Consider the following 17,247-nt stretch of genomic DNA (forward strand, 5'->3'; position numbering starts at 1 on the left):
CCCGTTAACAAGCTTGCAACGGTGACGGGGATCACGTTTAATAGCCTCGCTTTTTTCTTGCCTAAAACTCACTATGATCGTTCGTCCTAAACAGCACTGGCTACAACTGATTTTTGTCTGGCACGGTTCGGTACTTCCCAAGATCTATACCCGATTGCTGCTCAACTTCCTGCTCTCTATCGCCGTTATCCTGATGTTACCGTGGTATACCTCGCTCGGTATCAAATTTACCGTGGCGCCATTCAGCATTCTCGGCGTGGCGATCGCTATCTTTCTGGGTTTCAGAAACAACGCCTGTTATTCACGCTACGTTGAGGCGAGGCTGCTCTGGGGGCAGTTGATGATAGCGGCACGCTCGCTGTTTCGCGAGGTAAAAAACACCTTACCCGACGATAAGCACCTCGGCGAATTTGTCCGTCTGCAGATTGCTTTCGCCAACTGTCTGCGCATGACCCTGCGCCGGGAACTGAATGCTGAGCAGCTCTCTCGTTATCTTGCTGCGGAGGATTTACGTAATGTCATGGACGCCAACTCACCGGCGAACCGTATTTTGCTGATCATGGGGGAGTGGCTGGCCGTGCGGCGGCGAAACGGGCAACTCTCAGACATTCTGTTCCATAGCCTGAACAACCGTCTGAACGACATGTCTATCGTCCTTTCCGGCTGCGAGCGCATTGCGACCACGCCGGTGCCGTTTGCCTACACGCTGATTTTGCACCGCACGGTATATCTGTTCTGCATCATGCTGCCGTTCGCGCTGGTTGTGGACCTGCACTACATGACGCCCTTTGTCTCTGCGCTGATTTCTTATACCTTTATTTCGCTGGACACCCTGGCGGAAGAGCTGGAAGACCCGTTTGGCACAGAAGATAACGACCTGCCGCTGGACGCCATCTGCAACATGATGGAACGCGATCTGCTGCAGATGAATGATGAAGAGAACATTCCGGACAGGCTGATGCCGGATAAGCACTATCAGCTGACCTGACGGGCGTTCCACTCGTCGCGGTTAATCTCCCACAGCTCGGAGTCCAGCATCCCGCTGACGTAGGCTTTCTTCTCCGTTCTGATAAGCCGCATGCCGCTACTGTCCGAAATACGACGGGAGCGGCTGTTGGCGGCGGCCTTCGGGGCCCGCAAAACGGATTTGTTTAGCGTGTTGAACCAGTAATCCGTCGCGGCAATGCTGGCTTCGCGCATATATCCGTGCCCCTGAAACTCCGGCGCGAGCCAGAACCCGCGGTTGTTATCCTCGACGTCGTACAGGCAAATAATGCCCATCAATTCATCCGGCTCCTCACGTCGCCGGATGCTCCAGAACCAGGCAATCCCTTTTGCCATATCCGGCAGCGCCACGTTGTTGACATAGTTTTCCGCGCCGTTATCCGGGTAGGGCCAGGGGACGGAAGAGACCATATAACGGACGATCTCCCAGCGCGGATAAAGCGTTTGTATCTGGGCGGCATCTTCGGCAACCAGCGGTTTCAGCAGTAAACGTTCTGTCGTGAGCGTCGGTATCGTCATGCGCGGATCTCCCTTTTTAGGCGTTATGCTTTTGTTTGCGTTCTGGTATTTTCATCTATGTGACGTTCTGGCAACAAAAAAATCAAGGCTCTTATCCGCGCGGGCCTTATCCGAAACGCTTTCCAACCGGGCCGGTTCAGGTAGAACTCACTCGACAACTTGGGCAAGTGGTAACAAGTGCCGCAGCATTGGCAGGAAGTGCGGTGAGCGGCGTTATTGCAGCGCCCAGTAACTTACCACGGACCGGTAAATACATTATCGGTACCATTCAGTCACTGGCGGTATTCTGATGAAGTTTTTGAGTTTGTTAACCGGACGGGTTTTCCAGGATCTCCTGCAACATGGTAAAGATATAGAGGAGGCTATTGCTCGTCGTGATACCCGCCTTCTGGATAATTCCACTCCCGAGCTGGAACGGTATTTTTCGCGACCCCTCAGCGAGCTTCCGCGTCAAAATCCTTACCCGGTAGCTATGCTGTTACCTCTGTTTTTAGTGGCGTTTGCGCTAAACCTTTTGCCTTTTCTCAGCACGTTGCAGGGTTTGTCACCTTTACATCATGCATTGAGCTTTTTCTTACCATCATTGACGATGACAGGCGCGCTCATTGTGACAAGCGTACTACTGGCTCGTGGAAAGACGTCGGGATTGTCGGGCTTTATGGCGTTGTTCATCATCCTGCTGATAACGACCCTCGTTCAGGTTCTACATGTCATGCTTTCTCATGATGGAAGCCTCTGGCCACACGTCATTGCATTTTTCGCGCTGTTACTTTGTCGGGTGGTGATGAACGGCAGCGGCTTTGTTCTGTTTACGCTCTATTGTCGTACTCAGCGTCTTGCCAGATTGGCACGGGAAATGCGGCTAAAAAGCCGTTAAAGGGGAGGTTATGACATTACGAAAAGCCACGCCACAGGAAGCCGAAACACTCTGGAATATACGCAATCAGGCGATTCGTCACGGCTGTACAACCAGTTACGACGCTGAGGTCATTGCGCGCTGGACGCCCGATCTGATGCCCGAACGCTATCGGCAAATGGTCATTGAATACCCTTTTTACGTGGTTGAAGATGAAAAGGGCGATGTTGCGGCAACCGGCTACCTCGATCTGGATACCCATTGCCTGGAGGCGATTTTCACCTTGCCCGCAGCCTCCGGCAAAGGCATGGCGACCCGGATTATTGAGGCCCTCAAACATGAGGCCCGTAGCCGGGGGATAACCCGCCTGACGCTTGATGCAACGCCTAACGCCCAGTCGTTTTATCAGAAGCTGGGGTTTGTGACGCTGCGCGAAAACTATCATCACTCGCGTATGGCGGGGGCTGATTTACGCTGTTTTGAAATGGCGATTACTCTGTAATGTGAGGAAAACATGGCTGTTACGGTACGATCTCTATGCAAAGACGATTATTCCCAATGGCGACCGCTGTGGGACGGCTATACCCATTTTTATGATTGCTACCTTGAGGAATCCGTCACCGCAGCGACGTGGGAAAGGGCGCTCTCAGCGCATTCATCGATGTTCTGCCGGGTCGTGGAGAAGGACCAAAAGGTCATCGGTTTCGCGATGTGCATTCTGCATGAAGGCACATGGTCAACGGCCCCCGTCTGCTACCTGGAAGATCTGTTTGTTGATGCTGCCGAACGCGGGGCGGGGGCCGGTAAGGCGCTCATTGACGCTCTGATTGAGGAAGGCAAGCGCGAAGGGTGGTCGAAACTGTACTGGGTCACCCGGGAGAACAATCCGGCGCGTAAACTTTATGACAAATATGGTGAAGCTGACGACTACGTCCGCTACCGTCTCTCCCTCTAAGACTTCAAGGCCTGTGTTTGTATCACACTGTATCAGCGTCCCGGATACATACACAGGCTTGCAATAAACCCGCTTTCGCACATATCCGCTATACATTGAGGTGTTGTGATATCCCCGTGAATTGTACTCAACCGGAGATACCAACATGTTCAGCAAACTTGCTTACTCAACCCTCGCACTGACCGTTTCGCTTGGCACCGTGATGTCCTGTCAGGCGGAAGCCACCGGCACGAATTTCGCGGCCGCCTTTGATCATCCCCAGCAAATTAACGCTGGCGATCTGAACGTCGGTTATGTCGACATTGGTCCGAAGGACGGTCAGCCGGTTATTTTATTGCACGGCTGGCCCTACGATATTCACAGCTACGCCGAGGTCGCACCCGCTCTGGCGGCAAAAGGCTACCGCGTCATTGTGCCGTCTCTGCGCGGCTACGGTACCACGCGCTTCCTGTCAGCAAACACACCGCGCAACGGCCAGCCCTCGGCGATGGCGAAAGACATCGTCAACCTGATGGATGCCCTGAATATCCGGCAGGCGGTGTTTGCAGGATATGACTGGGGCGCCCGGACGGCGGATATCGTCGCGGCGCTGTGGCCAGAGCGTGTAAAATCACTGGTGTCGGTGAGCGGGTATCTCATCAGCAGCCAGCAGATTGGCAAACAGCCGCTGCCGCCAAAAGCAGAGCAGCAGTGGTGGTATCAATTCTATTTTGCGACAGAGCGCGGTGCGGAAGGCTATGCCAACAACACGCATGACTTTGCGCGCTTAATCTGGTCGCAGGCCTCGCCTGACTGGAAATTCAGCGACGCGGTCTTTAACGCCAGCGCCAAATCCCTCGATAACCCGGACCACGTCGCGGTGACGCTCAGTAACTATCGCTGGCGTTTAGGGCTGGAAAAAGGCGAGCGCAAATACCACCGCTACGAGCAAAAACTGGCCACGCTGCCGAATATCACCGTACCAACGATCACCATCGAAGGCGGCAACAACGGCGCGCCGCATCCGGCACCGCAGGCCTATGCAGCTAAATTTACCGGCAAATATGAGCACCGCACCTTCGGCGCAACCGTGGGGCACAATCCGCCTCAGGAAGATCCGCAGGATTTCGTTAAGGCGGTTATCGACGCGGACAAGCTGTGAAATGTGCTATTTTCAGTACGTTACCCTTCGGTCTGGAGAGTTCGGTGGAACATATTGACCACATCCTTGTCGTCGATGACGACAGGGATATTCGTGAACTGATTGTCGACTATCTCGTTAAGTCCGGTTATCGCGCCTCCGGCGCGGCGAACGGCAAAGAGATGCGTGCCGTGCTGGATAAACAGCATATCGACCTGGTGGTGCTGGATATCATGATGCCCGGTGACGACGGCCTTACGCTGTGTCGAGAGCTGCGCGTCGGGAAGTATAAAGATTTGCCCATTCTGATGCTGACCGCGCGTAACGAGGAGACGGACAGGATCCTGGGTCTGGAAATGGGGGCGGATGATTACGTCGTGAAGCCGTTTGTCGCACGTGAGCTACTGGCGCGCATTAAAGCGATTTTACGGCGTTTTCGCACGATGCCGCCCAATTTACAGGTAACGGAAGCAGGGCGGCTGGTGATGTTCGGTGAATGGCAGCTCGATACCGTCGCTCGCCACTTAATCGACCCGGAAGGGGTGATCGTCGCGCTCAGCGGAGCGGAGTATCGTCTGCTGCGCGTTTTCCTTGACCATCCGCAGCGCGTGCTGACCCGAGACCAATTGCTCAACCTGACGCAGGGGCGAGACGCCGAGCTGTTTGAACGCTCAATCGACCTGCTGGTTAGCCGGGTTCGCCAACGTCTCAATGAAGATGCCCGCACGCCCGCCTATATCAAAACCGTGCGCAGCGAAGGCTACGTCTTTACGATGCCGGTGACCATCAAAGAGGTTAACGAATGACGATCTGGCCGCGCTCGCTGCTGGCCCGTTTGCTGCTCGTCGTGCTGGCCGGCCTGCTGCTGGCTAACGCCCTGAGCCTGACGCTGGTCATGGTTGAACGCATGCACAGCGCCCGCACGGTGATGCTCGGTAATCTGGAAAACGATGTCGCAACCAGCGTCGCCATTTTAGACCGCTTACCGGCCAGCGAACGCGCCGCCTGGCTGCCGCGGCTTGAACGAGGTAACTATCGTTATATCCTGGGCACAGGGGAACCCGGCGCAGCGCCGACGGATAAGCGTTCGCAGGACGCCATCAGAACCTTAAAAGCGACGCTGGCCGCGCATTACCCGCTTCGCTTTACCGCCGTTCCTGGCGCCATTTCACATATTCAGGCCCACCTTACGTTACGTGATGGCGCACCGCTGACCATTGACCTGATCCCACGCATGCCGCCCGTCGCCAGCTGGCTCCCGGTCGTCCTCATCCTGCAGCTGCTCGTGCTGGCCGTCTGCGCCTGGATCGCCGTGCGGCAGGTTGTACGGCCTTTTTCACACTTTACCCGCGCGGTGGATGCGCTGGATCCGGCGGCCAGCACGCCTATGACGGAAAAAGGGCCGCTTGAGGTGCAGCGGGCAGCGCATGCCTTCAACGCCATGCAGGCGCGCATACAGTCTTATCTCCGGGAACGCGCGCAGATCCTGGCCTCGATTTCTCACGATCTCCAGACGCCCATTACCCGCATGAAGCTGCGCGTCGAAATGGCCGGAGAGCCTGAACTTCGCGACAAGCTCCTGAACGACCTTGATAACATGTCTCGTCTGGTGCGGGAGGGCATTGCGTATGCCCGGTCATCGGAATCACTGGAGGAGACGTCACTGAAGCTGGAGCTGAATGCCTGGATCAACAGCATCGCCTGCGATTATCAGGACATCGGTAAAAACGTGCACTTTCAGGCAAGCGAAACCCGCTTGCCCATCGTCACGCGGCCGCAGGCGCTTCGCCGGGTGATGACCAACCTGCTGGATAACGCCCTCAAATTCGGCGAGCGTGCTGCGATTGCGATAGACGTTTCGTCGGACAGCGAGGTCATTATTCACATTATGGACGACGGACCGGGAATACCCGAAGCCGAGCTGGAGGCGGTTCTGCAGCCGTTTTATCGGGTTGAAACCTCGCGTAACCGCGATACCGGCGGGACAGGACTCGGCCTGGCGATTGCCGCGCAGCTGACCGCACAGCTGGAAGGAAAACTCAGGCTGGCGAACCGCGCCGGGGGCGGACTGGATGTCGCCATTACGCTACCGCGTCGTTCGTAGAATTGTACGGCTTTGTATCTCCCGGCCTGGGCGATACAGAGCCAGACAAAACCCACGCGTTTACACATACCCTGAACACATCCGCACGATGAAATAGCCTCACTGCAGTGTCGCAGGACATGTCATGTGAGGTCACTATGTTTCTGGTAATCGCTTTTCTGGGCGGGATGATAAGCCTGCTCAGCCCATGTACGCTCCCGGTTATTCCACTCCTGTTCGCCGGTTTCCAGGGGCAGCGTCGGCATATTCTGGCCCTGCTTGCGGGGATGATCGTGATGTTCACTCTGGTGGCAATGGTCGTCACCGTCGCCAGCGAGTGGATAACAGAGGCAACCATTGTCGGGCGCTGGATCGCGCTCGTCATTCTGGCCACCGCCGCGCTGGCCTTGATTTTCCCGTCTTTCGCCCAGCGTATTGCGGGACCGGCCGTCAGCGCGGGAAATGTTCTCAACAGCCGTAGCGGGCAAACGCGCGGAATGGCATCGGCTTTTCTGGCCGGGCTAGCGGTTGGGCTGCTCTGGTCTCCCTGCGCCGGGCCTATTCTGGGCGCGATTTTCAGCATTAATATTGCGGGGCATTCGGCCATCGCCACAGGCGCACTGCTTGCCGCCTATGGCAGCGGATGCGCGCTGATGCTGGGTCTACTCGTGTTCGGCGGACGCTCGCTGATGGCACCACTGAGTGCAAAATCGGCGCTAATGGCGAAGCTGCGTCAGGGGGCGGGGGTGGCGATGTTAGCCGCGGTCGTCCTGAACGCGACGGGGATGACTTCGCTGCTGAAAGGGGCAAACGGCGTCGCGGACCGTCTTGAGACGGCGCTCTTGAATCTGGCGAAACCTGCCACCGCGCCGGTGAAGCTCCAGCCGGTAGTCATGACAGAGCCCAGCAGCCAGCTGCCTTCGCTAAGCGGTGGAACAGGGTGGATAAACGGTGACCCTGTCACGTCTGAATCGTTACGGGGAAAGGTTGTACTGATTGATTTCTGGACGTGGGACTGCATTAATTGCCAGCATACGCTCCCCCATGTGCGGGAGTGGGCCACAAAGTACCAGCCGCAGGGTCTGGTGGTGATTGGCGTTCACACCCCGGAATATCCCTGGGAGAAACCGCTGTCGTCGGTTAAAAATGCGGTGAAGAAATGGCAACTGCCGTATCGGGTGGTGACGGATAACAACTATCAAATCTGGAATGCGTTCGTCAACCAGTACTGGCCAGCACATTACTATTTTGATGCCAAAGGGCAGCTGCGCTATACCGCCTTTGGCGAAGGTGACTATGAGCAACAGGAAAAGGTTATCCAGCAGCTGCTCAAAGAAGCCCGCTCATAATCGGATCAGGGCTGGCGTTGAGCCACGATAAACAACCTTGGAAAAGCCAGCAGTATCTGCCCGTTTTCCTGGAGCGGATACTGCTCTTCCAGCAGTTCATGGTAGCGTTTCAGGAACCGTTTCTGCTCGCTCTCGTTCAGTTCCTGAAGCCAGGGGCGCAGGCCGGTGGCGCTTACCCAGTCAATAATCGCCTGATGAGAACTCATTTTGTGATAATAGGTTGTCCGCCAGATATCCACGTCACAGCCAGCTTCAGACAGAATATCGTAATAAGCGTGTACGCCCGGCAGCGGTTCGCGGCCACGATCTGGGTAGTCTTGCTCCAGCGCCACTTCACGCATCGCCACATGGGTGGGTTCCAGCCAGTTATCAGGCATCTGGACCGCCAGCACGCCATTTAGCTTAAGCAGGGAGACTAGATGCGGCAGGAGATCGTAATGGTCCGGAATCCATTGCAGCGACGCGTTGGCATAAATCAGGCTCAGCGGCTGGCCGGGCGTGTACTGACGAATATCGGCCTCTACAAAATGGCAATCGGGTAAGGCGGCGCGTGCTTCCTCGAGCATGGCAGGGGAGTTATCGACCCCGGTGATGTGAGCAGAAGGCCAGCGATGCTTCAACAGCGCGGTGCTGTTTCCCGGTCCGCAGCCCAAATCCGCGATGGTAGCGGCCTCATCCAGAGGAACTCTGGCGAGCAGTTCTGCGGCCGGACGCGTTCTTTCTGCGCCAAATTGCAGGTAAAGAGAAGGGTTCCAGTCGGCCATTATCAATTCTCCGTTTTGCATGTTTCTGCAAGAATAGCACAGGCAGATGCCTGCAAAGCGGTAGTGGCGAGGGTGTTTGGCCAGAAGAAGCCAGCAGAGTCAGAAAATGAGGAGAGGTGCAAAAAATAATAAAACGGAAATATTACCCCTTAAAAGATTAAGGGGCAATACATTTATTGTAATTATTTTATGATTATTGTTTTTTAATATTTTATCGGCAAAGTGCTTCTTATGCTCTGTACCCGAAACTTTAAATATTAGATAATCATCGATGGGTATATCCCTGGTGTTTCGTAGGTCTTTGACCTCCTGGCCGCTTAGTTTTGCGAGAACTTCGTGGTCAGGTACTTTTTAAGTATAGGGAATATGCGGCACAATGAAAGCTGTCCTTAAAGACAGGTGATAATAGTTTCAGGTGTTATTATCAGGAACAAGAGCATGAATTCTGTCATTGAATTTTTTTTACACGACTACGATGATTTACCCTCAGCATTAGCGCGCGAACTTTACCGACTCCGGAGAAAAACGTTTCGGGACCGACTCGACTGGAAAGTGGAATGCGTCGAAGGTATGGAGAAGGATCAATTTGATTCCCATAACACGACATATTTACTGGGTATGTATGATGGACAGCTGTTATGCGGCGCACGATTTATTAACGCAACGCAGCCCACAATGATAAGCGAAATTTTTCATGATTATTTCGATAACCCCATTGTTTTTCCCGCAGATGTTCCTTGTTGTGAAGTGAGCCGTTTATTTTTAGATAAAGAAATACGAGATTCCGCAAGTCTGCATGGCGTGCCCGCCAGTAAAGCATTGTTTCTTGCAATGAATATTTATTGCATGAAGAACAACTATCATGGAATGTATGCTGTAGCCAGTCGTGGAATGTATGCCATATTTCGCCATGCGAACTGGAAAGTTGAAGTTATTCAGCGCGGTGTTTCTGAAAAAGGCGAGATTATTTACTATATTTATATGCCCGCCAGCACCAGCATTATTGAAGACATTATTAGCAAAGACAAATCCAGTCACTGGCTTCGCGAAATGCTCGAGCACTTACGCCATTTATAACCAGTGGCTGAGGCTCAGTCCTCCAGTAACCGGAGTTCCGTTCCAAGTTTTATTGCGTGTCTTGCATTATTCACACCGAGCTTTTTCATGATGTTGCCCATATGGAATTTAACGGTGCGCTCAGCAATAGACAATATAACAGAAATTTCTGCGTACGTTTTTCCGGCGCTGACCCATTTAAGGATCTGGCGCTCACGTGGCGACAGGAAAACATTCTTTTTCTGCTGATGCTGACTATACAGATTGAGTGTCTTCTGGTGTAACTGAACAAGGAAGCGTAGAAAATGCGGCCGATATTTTTCAATGTCAATCCCAGAATGCTTAGGACTGATGACGGATAAGACAACAAGATTATTCAAATAGTCATGCAGAGGAAACGTCTGTCCCTGATAAATATCATACTGGACACTTTCGTCGAAAATACGCGTCAGGTTATAACCATCTGACAGGACAACATCACTTTCCCAGAAAAAATCTTCCACACAGCGCAAAGCCCGAATGATAACAGGGTCAATGAACTGATATTTTTTTTCAAGGTAGATAGTAAACCACTCTGGACTGTTATTGATTATCCTCATCTGTGAGGGATCTTTCTTGTTCATAATGGCGTAGGCGAAGACGATCCCTTTGAAGTCCTCAAAAAACGCGTCCAGCTCACTCTGAATTTGCGTATTGATCGTTAAGTCGTTGTAATATGTATCCTTCACGTGAGTTGCTGCCTCCTGTACGAGTGGAGGAGCAAGTATAATATGCTTCGTTATCTGTAGCGAGTCGCATTTTAATCCTGTCAACAGATAAGACAGGCTGCCTCAACTGGCAGCCTCGTGAACGTTTGGGATTTTTGAATGGTAAATGCAGATGACTTAGGGAATTGTTGATGTTTTTATCGAATTTCAAAATCGTTCACTAAATATAGTAGGCTGCAAAATTTAGGAGGTTTTACGCTTTTCCCCCAGGATCATACAAATTGAAATCAGGATTTAAACCAGTGGGTTACAGAATGCCTTTCAGGGCAATATGATAAAGCAGCATGATGGTTTTACCGTCGACAATCCTGCCGGTTTCAATGCGGCGTAATGCCTCTTCAAGCGTCATTTCCAGCACGTCGATATCTTCTCCCTCAGCCTTGATCCCGCCACCGGCGCCGGTTCTGTCTTTCGGCTGATACTCGGCAAGATAAAAATAGAGTTTTTCCGTGACAGAGCCCGGGCTCATATAGGCTTCAAAGATTTTCTCTACGTGCGTAACGTGGAATCCGGTCTCTTCTTCCGCTTCTGCTTTGATGCGGCTTTCAGGATCCATGTTGTCCAGCAATCCCGCCGCCGCTTCAATTAAATCGTCCTCATGGCCATTGATAAAAACAGGGAAGCGGAACTGGCGCGTCAGGATGACCGTCTTTTTCTCACGGTTGTAGAGAAGAATCGTCGCGCCGTTGCCACGGTCATAGACTTCCCGCTGTTGCCGCTGCCATTCGCCATCACGACGCTGCAGGTCGAAGGTATATTTTTTAAGGATGTACCAGTTATCTGACAGGGTTTCACTGTTAATGATGCGCACATCTGCACGTTTTGATTGCACGATTGTTCCTCCTTACGTAGAGTAATACTCATAAACAGCAATATCATGCACTTTCAAGGTATAACATGCAACATCAGGAAAACAGGATGCTCACTCGTCAGCGAAAACAATTGATCCTTGAAAAGCTGGGTGCCGAAGGTCAGGTCCAGTCAAAAGCGCTGAGCATTCTTTTCGACGTCTCTGAAGACACTATCCGGCGCGATCTCCGCGAGCTGGCGGCAGAAGGGCGTTTGCAGCGTGTTCACGGCGGCGCACTACCGTCATCTTCCGCAATTGCTCCGTTTGCCGAACGACAATCCGTGAAGATGGATGCAAAAAAAAGGGTGGCCCGGAAAGGGGCACAGCTGATTTCATCAGGCCAGGTGGTGATTATCGACGGTGGCACGACAACCTCGGAGCTGATTACCTTTTTCCCGCCTGACTTGCGCATCACCGTGGTGACGCACAGCCCGAGTATTGCTCTGGGGCTTGTTGATCATCCTGCCATTGAGGTGATTTTGATCGGCGGACGGTTGTATAAACACTCGATTGTTGCGGTCGGCGCGGCGGCCATCGAAGGCATAGAGAATATTCATGCAGATCTGTTCTTTATGGGCGTGACCGGTATTCATCCGGATGCGGGGCTGACAACCGGTGATTTCGAAGAGGCATGCATCAAACGTGCATTCTCCGGCAGAGCCGCGGAAACGGTCGTTCTGGCGTCTCCGGAAAAGATCAACACCGCGTCGTCGTTTGTGATTGGCGATGTATCATCAGTGAATACCATCATCGTTGAAGACGGTACAGATAAGGAGTGGATCCGCGCGGTATCGGAAAAGGGGGTATCCGTCGTGCTGACCTCAGATCGTGACAGCCTCTGACAGCCAGCGACTGGCTGTCAGGATTTAGCGTCTAAAATGTTCTCAAGCGAAATATTTGGGCTACCGACTTTCCGGCGCATGGCATACGGCTTCAATGTTATGACCATCAGGCGAGATGACAAAAGCGGCATAGTAATTTTCACCATAGGAACGTAGCCCCGGCTCACCGTTATCACGTCCGCCAGCGCCCAGCGCGGCATGGTAAATTCACATGATCAAACATTATCGACTCCTTGAAAGCGATAGAGAAATGAAGAGTATAGAAGGTGACAGGAGTCGAATATGAGCACAGGTGCGTCTATGTGACAGATATCTCGTTACATAGCAGACCGTTTCCGTCCAACAAATGTCCAGCGCAGGTAATCGTAAACCCAGTTAAACAGCATCGTGTACGGCAGGAAAAACAGTACCAAACCAATCTCAACAAAAAATGCCTCCGTCATCGTTAAATGCAGCATCACCATGGCCACAGGAATTAACGTGATAATAAGTCCGGCTTCGAAACAGGCCGCATGGAGCGCGCGGACGAGGAACGTTCTTTCAAACTGGTATTTTTTCTGAAGAGCGTCAAAGAATTTGTTAAACACAAAATTCCAGGCCGTGGCGGTAAGCGCGGATATCACGGACAGCGAGCCAGACTGGAGTACCGACACGTTCATCAGCCAGGCAAGCGACAGCGCGATGATAATGTTGGCCGTGACTTCAAAAATGACCGCGTGGAAAATCCTTTCTCTAAAGCTTTTATCTAATTCAATTTCCATAAGTTTACGGCAGCAGTGGGCAAAGGCTGAAGTATATCAAACGTCTTTCAACCATGTGTAAACGTAGACGTTGGGTCGTGCGGGGCCTCGACACAAATCATGCCTGAAAAGGTGGCTTCACATGATTCAATGGACCAGGTCAATCATGACCGCAGAAATGCAGATTTTGCCTCTCCTTATTTAAGTGCGCATAATGTATATTATGTTAAATTGCATTTATAGGTCTATTCTCCATGGTGCTCTCATGCAGCTACACAAATTAGTACGTTGGTGTCCTACCTTCTCGATAAAATCCACTGTCGATGACAAACCTTTTTTGAGAAAAACTCACAGCACCATTCGATAGCACATGCTGGTACCCTTCATGCCAGTGCAATAACCTGTCGCATACAGAATTGCTGGCCATAAAAGAAGGAACACCGAATGAAGTATGTGAATCTGGGTCGTAGCGGTTTGAAAGTCTCCCGTCTTTGTCTCGGTTGTATGAGCTATGGTGACCCCGAACGTTTGCCTCAACCCTGGTCCCTGGATGAAAAAGCGTCACGACCGCTCATTCGTCAGGCGCTTAAAGCAGGCATTAATTTTTTTGATACCGCGAATATCTACTCGGGCGGAAGTTCTGAAGAGATCACAGGAAAAGCGCTGAGAGAAATGGCCAGACGCGATGAGATCGTTGTGGCGACAAAGACCTTCTTTCCGTGGCGCAACTCACCCAATACCGGGTTTCTTTCCCGCAAGGCCATTTTTCAGTCTATTGACGATAGCCAGATGCGCTTAGGTATGGATTATGTGGATCTCTTTCAGATTCACCGCTTTGACCACTCCACGCCTGTTGAAGAGACCATGGAGGCTCTGCATGACCTCGTTAAATCAGGAAAAGTACGTTACATCGGCGCATCATCTATGGAAGCCTGGCGCTTTGCAAAAATGCAGCATACTGCAGAGCGTAACGGCTGGACTCGATTTATCACGATGCAACCGCAATACAACCTGCTTTACCGGGAAGAAGAGCGCGAGATGCTGCCCCTGTGTGAAGACCAGGGCGTTGGAGTGATCCCCTGGAGTCCGATGGCGCGCGGCAGGCTTACGCGCGACTGGAGTGTCACGTCCCGACGAACGCAAAACGATGCCTTTGCATTAAAAATGTACGAGAACGCAGCCCTTCTGGATAAGCCCGTTATTGATGTTGTTGCCAGCATTGCTGAAAAGCACCATGTGCCAAGAGCCCATGTTGCACTTGCCTGGTTGCTATCAAAAACGGTCATCACAGCCCCGATCATTGGCGCGACCAAACCAGAACATCTTTCCACGGCTATCAGCGCACTGGACTTTACACTTAGCGATGCTGAAATCACGGAACTCGAGGCACTCTATCTGCCGCACCCCGTCGACGGGATCATTCCCCCGCTTCCTGATACGCCCCCTTCACTCACGCCGCCTTCAGCAATACAGAACCGTTAACACCCTTCCCTGGCCCGGCGTTGCCGGGTCTCATTATTTTCAAGAATAACGAAGCACAACGTGTTCAGTGAGAGGCGATGAGAGGATGGACTTGTGAAATAAATTCAGCAACGGATTAGCGCTAATCGGTCTATGGTGTATATCATTTCCGTATCAATACATTCGGGCCTTAACGCACAAGGAAAACGATTCTGTATGCAAATAAGCAGAGCTGATGTTGCCGATCTCATTTATTTCATGGCTATTGCACGTCATCGCAGTTTCAGCCGTGCGGCGATTGAATTAGGTGTCAGTGCATCAGCGCTTAGTCATGCCCTGAAGGGACTGGAAACCCGGCTCGGGGTTCGCCTGCTTAATCGCACGACCAAGAGCGTCACCCCTACGGCAGCAGGTGAAGAACTGGTTCAGTCTGTCCTTCAGCCTTTCGACATAATAGAAGGCGCACTTGAATCGCTTAACAAGTATCGTAATACCCCTGGCGGACGTATCCGCATCAATGCTGCCGTTGAAGCGGCCAATCTTTTGCTTGCGCCAGTTATGCCCGCGTTTATGGATCGCTATCCCGATATTGAAATCGATATTGTGGCCAGCAACCGTATGGTTGACGTCACTGATGCGGGCTTCGATGCCGGTATCCGCTATGGTGGCACCGTCCCGGAAGACATGGTTGCCCGGCGTTTATCTGCCGATATTCGCTGGGTTATCGCCGCATCCCCAGACTACCTGGAACGTTACGGAACGCCTGAACATCCGGATGATTTATTACACCATCGTTGTATAAGCAATCGTCTCGGCGACGATCGGATTTATCGCTGGGAACTTGAGCGAGACGGCGAAACGTACCAAATCACTGTGCCAGGCTCAGTGACGGTCAACCAGGCTGAAACGGGCCTTGTGGCCGTATTAGGCGGAGCTGGTCTGATGTATTTTCCGGAGCCTCTTGTTGAACCCTATGTGAAGGATGGTCGGCTCCGCCTGGTGCTCACGGAATGGTCCCCGCTGGAGGAAGGTTTTCATATCTATTATTCAAGCCGCCGGCAACTGCCGACCGGGCTTCGCCTTCTGATTGAGTTCATACAGGAGGCCAGGCCGCTGGGGTTGTGAAATAGCGCTTCCATGCGGGACGATACGGGAACAGTTGTAGGAATCATTTGATCACCGAGTTAACGCTGCTATTATCAAAGTATTAATCTTCGAATCATAAATTTTTTCAATATATTACCCTGCTAATTAATAGTCCTCACGGAATGAAGGAGCTTCCTCGATGAACTTACCCGGTCAGCAGTCGCCTGACAGCACCCTTCCCTCTTATGATCTCTCGCGAAGCCTTGGCCTACAGGCCGGTGCAGATATCGATTTTAAAAAGCTGGCCGCACAGCTCGACTGCACGCGTAATTTTTACAATGTCGGCATCATTTTTGATGATGGCAAGCAACGCTGGCTGGTTCGCCCGTCTCGACGCATTGCTGATGTGAATCAGAGCACCGTCAGCCATGTAGTCATCAGTAAAATTCCGGATGCTAAGGAAATCAGTGCAGAAAAAGCTGTGGTTGCGACGCTAACTACTCCGTCACTTGCTACGGAAATTACCTCGACCGGTTTTGCCTGTGGCGCGATGATTGTTACGCTTGTCATGGCGTTTGGTGCCGGTGCGGCAGTACCGTTTACCGCTGGCGGGTCTGGTGTGATTGCGGCGATTAGTCTGTCCGGTACACTGGCTACGGGAGCGCAATGCATGATTGGCGCGGGCCGTCTGCTGGCTATCCATAACGACCATGGTTCCGATGTTGCATGGCTTGACAGCCAGGACTGGTACGTTGCCACCACGACAGTTCTGGATGTCATTTCGCTTGCTGCGGCAGGAACCGCGCTAAGAGGTACTTTAGAAACGTACAAGCTGATGAAAGCGGCGTCTTCAAGTAAAGTTACCGCCTGGTTCCAGAGCCTGAGCCGTGCCGAACGTAAGCGCATCACGGAAGAGATCATTAAAGCGCAGAATCCAGGTATCTCCAGTGCCGGGGTAAAGGCCGCGATCCGCGCAGGTGTTTATCCGAAACGTTTCCCAAGCGAATCGTTACAAAAATCACTGCAGCGCGAACTGATGAGTGCGGTCAACAACGCATCGGCCTTTGTGGGGAGCTCACTCACTGGGACTATCCGCAATCCACAAAATACCGTCCAGTCAGGACGCTATGTAGTAGGTGTGCTGCAATCATTTTTACCTAACTGAACGCTGAGTATTTAAATGTTTAAAGTTTTAACCCGTCGCCTGCAACACTGTAACGAGGTGGCTACCAGCATAAGCAATACCTCCCCGACACAGCTGCAACAGCTAAAGACTCAGTTGGCTGAAGAAATGGGCAAACCTGTGGGTCTACACACCATGGGTATTCCGGCGGCAATCAGTACTCTCGGGGTAATTGTCAGCTTCGCGATTCCTCAGCTGTGGTTGGGCTATGATGTACTCGCCGCACTCGGCCAGCCAGCCGAACGCGTATTCGTGTGGGTTGTGCTGATCGCCCTCCTGTTCGCAAGCATCAACGGCGTGACGATGTTTATGATTGGCAAAGGCAGCATGCGCGCCGTGCGGTTACATCTTACGCTGGCGGTGATGAGTCTGGTATTAACGGCAGCCTATTTGCTGGCCGCGCTGAGCGGTAGCGCTGCTCCGGGCGTCAGTCTGACCGCTGCGATGGTGAGTACTGTCATGCTGGGGCTTAGTGGCAGCTGCATCTTCTCTACCGCTTTCTATAAGATGCTGCTATTTACTCTGCATAACAGAGCCTGGCGCAAACTGATCAGCAAGGCGCGCTAAGCATTCATCCCGTAAAAACCCGCCGCTACCGGCGGGGTTTTTTT

Annotated in this window: 19 protein-coding genes and 1 pseudogene; 14 read left to right on the forward strand and 6 right to left on the reverse strand. The window is 52.4% G+C overall.

The features are described 5' to 3' along the window. Window positions 1-73 precede the first annotated feature (73 nt). Entirely contained in the window at window positions 74-988 is a 915-nt protein-coding gene (locus B498_RS01765; RefSeq protein WP_008503207.1) for a bestrophin family protein, read from the forward strand. Here B498_RS01765 and B498_RS01760 read toward each other — a convergent pair. Continuing rightward, window positions 976-1,524 carry a GNAT family N-acetyltransferase gene (locus B498_RS01760; RefSeq protein WP_008503208.1) on the reverse strand — a complete coding sequence of 183 codons (549 nt, stop codon included), beginning with the start codon at window positions 1,522-1,524 and terminating at the stop codon, window positions 976-978. The genes B498_RS01765 and B498_RS01760 overlap by 13 nt on opposite strands. A 289-nt stretch (window positions 1,525-1,813) precedes the next feature. Between B498_RS01760 and B498_RS01755 the strand changes: the two genes are divergently transcribed. From B498_RS01755 to B498_RS01725, 7 genes are all read left to right on the forward strand, one after another. Then, on the forward strand, window positions 1,814-2,401 hold the full coding sequence (locus B498_RS01755; RefSeq protein WP_008503209.1) for a hypothetical protein: 588 nt from the start codon (window positions 1,814-1,816) through the stop codon (window positions 2,399-2,401). A gap of 10 nt (window positions 2,402-2,411) precedes the next feature. Continuing rightward, window positions 2,412-2,882 carry a GNAT family N-acetyltransferase gene (locus B498_RS01750; RefSeq protein ID WP_008503210.1) on the forward strand — a complete coding sequence of 157 codons (471 nt, stop codon included), beginning with the start codon at window positions 2,412-2,414 and terminating at the stop codon, window positions 2,880-2,882. Between the two features lie 12 nt (window positions 2,883-2,894). Beyond that, the gene (locus B498_RS01745; protein WP_008503211.1) at window positions 2,895-3,335 is read left to right on the forward strand and encodes a GNAT family N-acetyltransferase; all 441 of its coding nucleotides are present in this window, start codon (window positions 2,895-2,897) and stop codon (window positions 3,333-3,335) included. Window positions 3,336-3,480: 145 nt separating this feature from the next. Further along, window positions 3,481-4,476: an alpha/beta fold hydrolase gene (locus B498_RS01740; protein ID WP_008503212.1), complete on the forward strand. Its 996-nt coding sequence runs from the start codon at window positions 3,481-3,483 to the stop codon at window positions 4,474-4,476. A 44-nt stretch (window positions 4,477-4,520) separates the two neighbouring features. Next, a complete protein-coding gene (locus tag B498_RS01735; protein ID WP_008503213.1) occupies window positions 4,521-5,261 on the forward strand; it encodes a response regulator in 741 nt (246 codons plus the stop codon). Continuing rightward, complete coding sequence (locus B498_RS01730; protein WP_008503214.1) at window positions 5,258-6,559, forward strand: ATP-binding protein; 1,302 nt, start codon at window positions 5,258-5,260, stop codon at window positions 6,557-6,559. The genes B498_RS01735 and B498_RS01730 overlap by 4 nt, the downstream gene beginning before the upstream one ends. 137 nt (window positions 6,560-6,696) lie before the next feature. Continuing rightward, window positions 6,697-7,887: a cytochrome c biogenesis protein/redoxin gene (locus B498_RS01725; protein WP_008503215.1), complete on the forward strand. Its 1,191-nt coding sequence runs from the start codon at window positions 6,697-6,699 to the stop codon at window positions 7,885-7,887. A gap of 5 nt (window positions 7,888-7,892) precedes the next feature. On the opposite strand, the gene tam is transcribed toward B498_RS01725, so the two are convergent. Beyond that, a complete protein-coding gene (gene tam / locus B498_RS01720) occupies window positions 7,893-8,651 on the reverse strand; it encodes a trans-aconitate 2-methyltransferase (protein ID WP_008503216.1) in 759 nt (252 codons plus the stop codon). A gap of 438 nt (window positions 8,652-9,089) precedes the next feature. On the opposite strand from tam, the gene B498_RS01715 reads away from it, so the two are divergent. Continuing rightward, window positions 9,090-9,728 (forward strand): acyl-homoserine-lactone synthase, encoded by a 639-nt coding sequence (locus tag B498_RS01715; protein ID WP_008503217.1) that lies wholly within the window; start codon window positions 9,090-9,092, stop codon window positions 9,726-9,728. 14 nt (window positions 9,729-9,742) lie between these two features. Here the strand turns inward: B498_RS01715 and B498_RS01710 are convergent, their stop codons facing one another. After that, window positions 9,743-10,435 carry a helix-turn-helix transcriptional regulator gene (locus tag B498_RS01710; RefSeq protein ID WP_008503218.1) on the reverse strand — a complete coding sequence of 231 codons (693 nt, stop codon included), beginning with the start codon at window positions 10,433-10,435 and terminating at the stop codon, window positions 9,743-9,745. 286 nt (window positions 10,436-10,721) lie between these two features. Next, window positions 10,722-11,306 carry an NUDIX domain-containing protein gene (locus B498_RS01705; RefSeq protein ID WP_008503219.1) on the reverse strand — a complete coding sequence of 195 codons (585 nt, stop codon included), beginning with the start codon at window positions 11,304-11,306 and terminating at the stop codon, window positions 10,722-10,724. A gap of 86 nt (window positions 11,307-11,392) precedes the next feature. Here B498_RS01705 and B498_RS01700 point away from each other — a divergent pair, with 86 nt between their 5' ends. After that, window positions 11,393-12,166, forward strand: coding sequence for a DeoR/GlpR family DNA-binding transcription regulator (locus B498_RS01700; protein WP_008503220.1), 774 nt, complete (start codon window positions 11,393-11,395; stop codon window positions 12,164-12,166). A 60-nt stretch (window positions 12,167-12,226) separates the two neighbouring features. On the opposite strand, the pseudogene B498_RS23430 reads toward B498_RS01700, so the two are convergent. Together B498_RS23430 and B498_RS01695 are read right to left on the reverse strand one after the other, a co-directional pair. Next, a pseudogene (locus tag B498_RS23430) lies at window positions 12,227-12,370 on the reverse strand (VOC family protein); the annotation flags it as partial. Between the two features lie 113 nt (window positions 12,371-12,483). Further along, window positions 12,484-12,927 (reverse strand): PACE efflux transporter, encoded by a 444-nt coding sequence (locus tag B498_RS01695; protein ID WP_008503221.1) that lies wholly within the window; start codon window positions 12,925-12,927, stop codon window positions 12,484-12,486. Window positions 12,928-13,350: 423 nt separating this feature from the next. On the opposite strand from B498_RS01695, the gene B498_RS01690 reads away from it, so the two are divergent. The 4 genes from B498_RS01690 (at window position 13,351) to B498_RS01675 (ending at window position 17,203) form a co-directional block, all read left to right on the forward strand. After that, window positions 13,351-14,388 carry an aldo/keto reductase gene (locus tag B498_RS01690; RefSeq protein WP_008503222.1) on the forward strand — a complete coding sequence of 346 codons (1,038 nt, stop codon included), beginning with the start codon at window positions 13,351-13,353 and terminating at the stop codon, window positions 14,386-14,388. A gap of 195 nt (window positions 14,389-14,583) precedes the next feature. After that, window positions 14,584-15,492: a LysR family transcriptional regulator gene (locus tag B498_RS01685; RefSeq protein WP_008503223.1), complete on the forward strand. Its 909-nt coding sequence runs from the start codon at window positions 14,584-14,586 to the stop codon at window positions 15,490-15,492. 160 nt (window positions 15,493-15,652) lie between these two features. After that, window positions 15,653-16,618 (forward strand): hypothetical protein, encoded by a 966-nt coding sequence (locus B498_RS01680; RefSeq protein WP_008503224.1) that lies wholly within the window; start codon window positions 15,653-15,655, stop codon window positions 16,616-16,618. Between the two features lie 15 nt (window positions 16,619-16,633). After that, on the forward strand, window positions 16,634-17,203 hold the full coding sequence (locus B498_RS01675) for a hypothetical protein (protein WP_008503225.1): 570 nt from the start codon (window positions 16,634-16,636) through the stop codon (window positions 17,201-17,203). Window positions 17,204-17,247: the final 44 nt, after the last annotated feature.

The sequence above is a fragment of the Enterobacter sp. SST3 genome, from assembly GCF_000286655.1.
Lineage (GTDB): Bacteria > Pseudomonadota > Gammaproteobacteria > Enterobacterales > Enterobacteriaceae > Enterobacter > Enterobacter roggenkampii.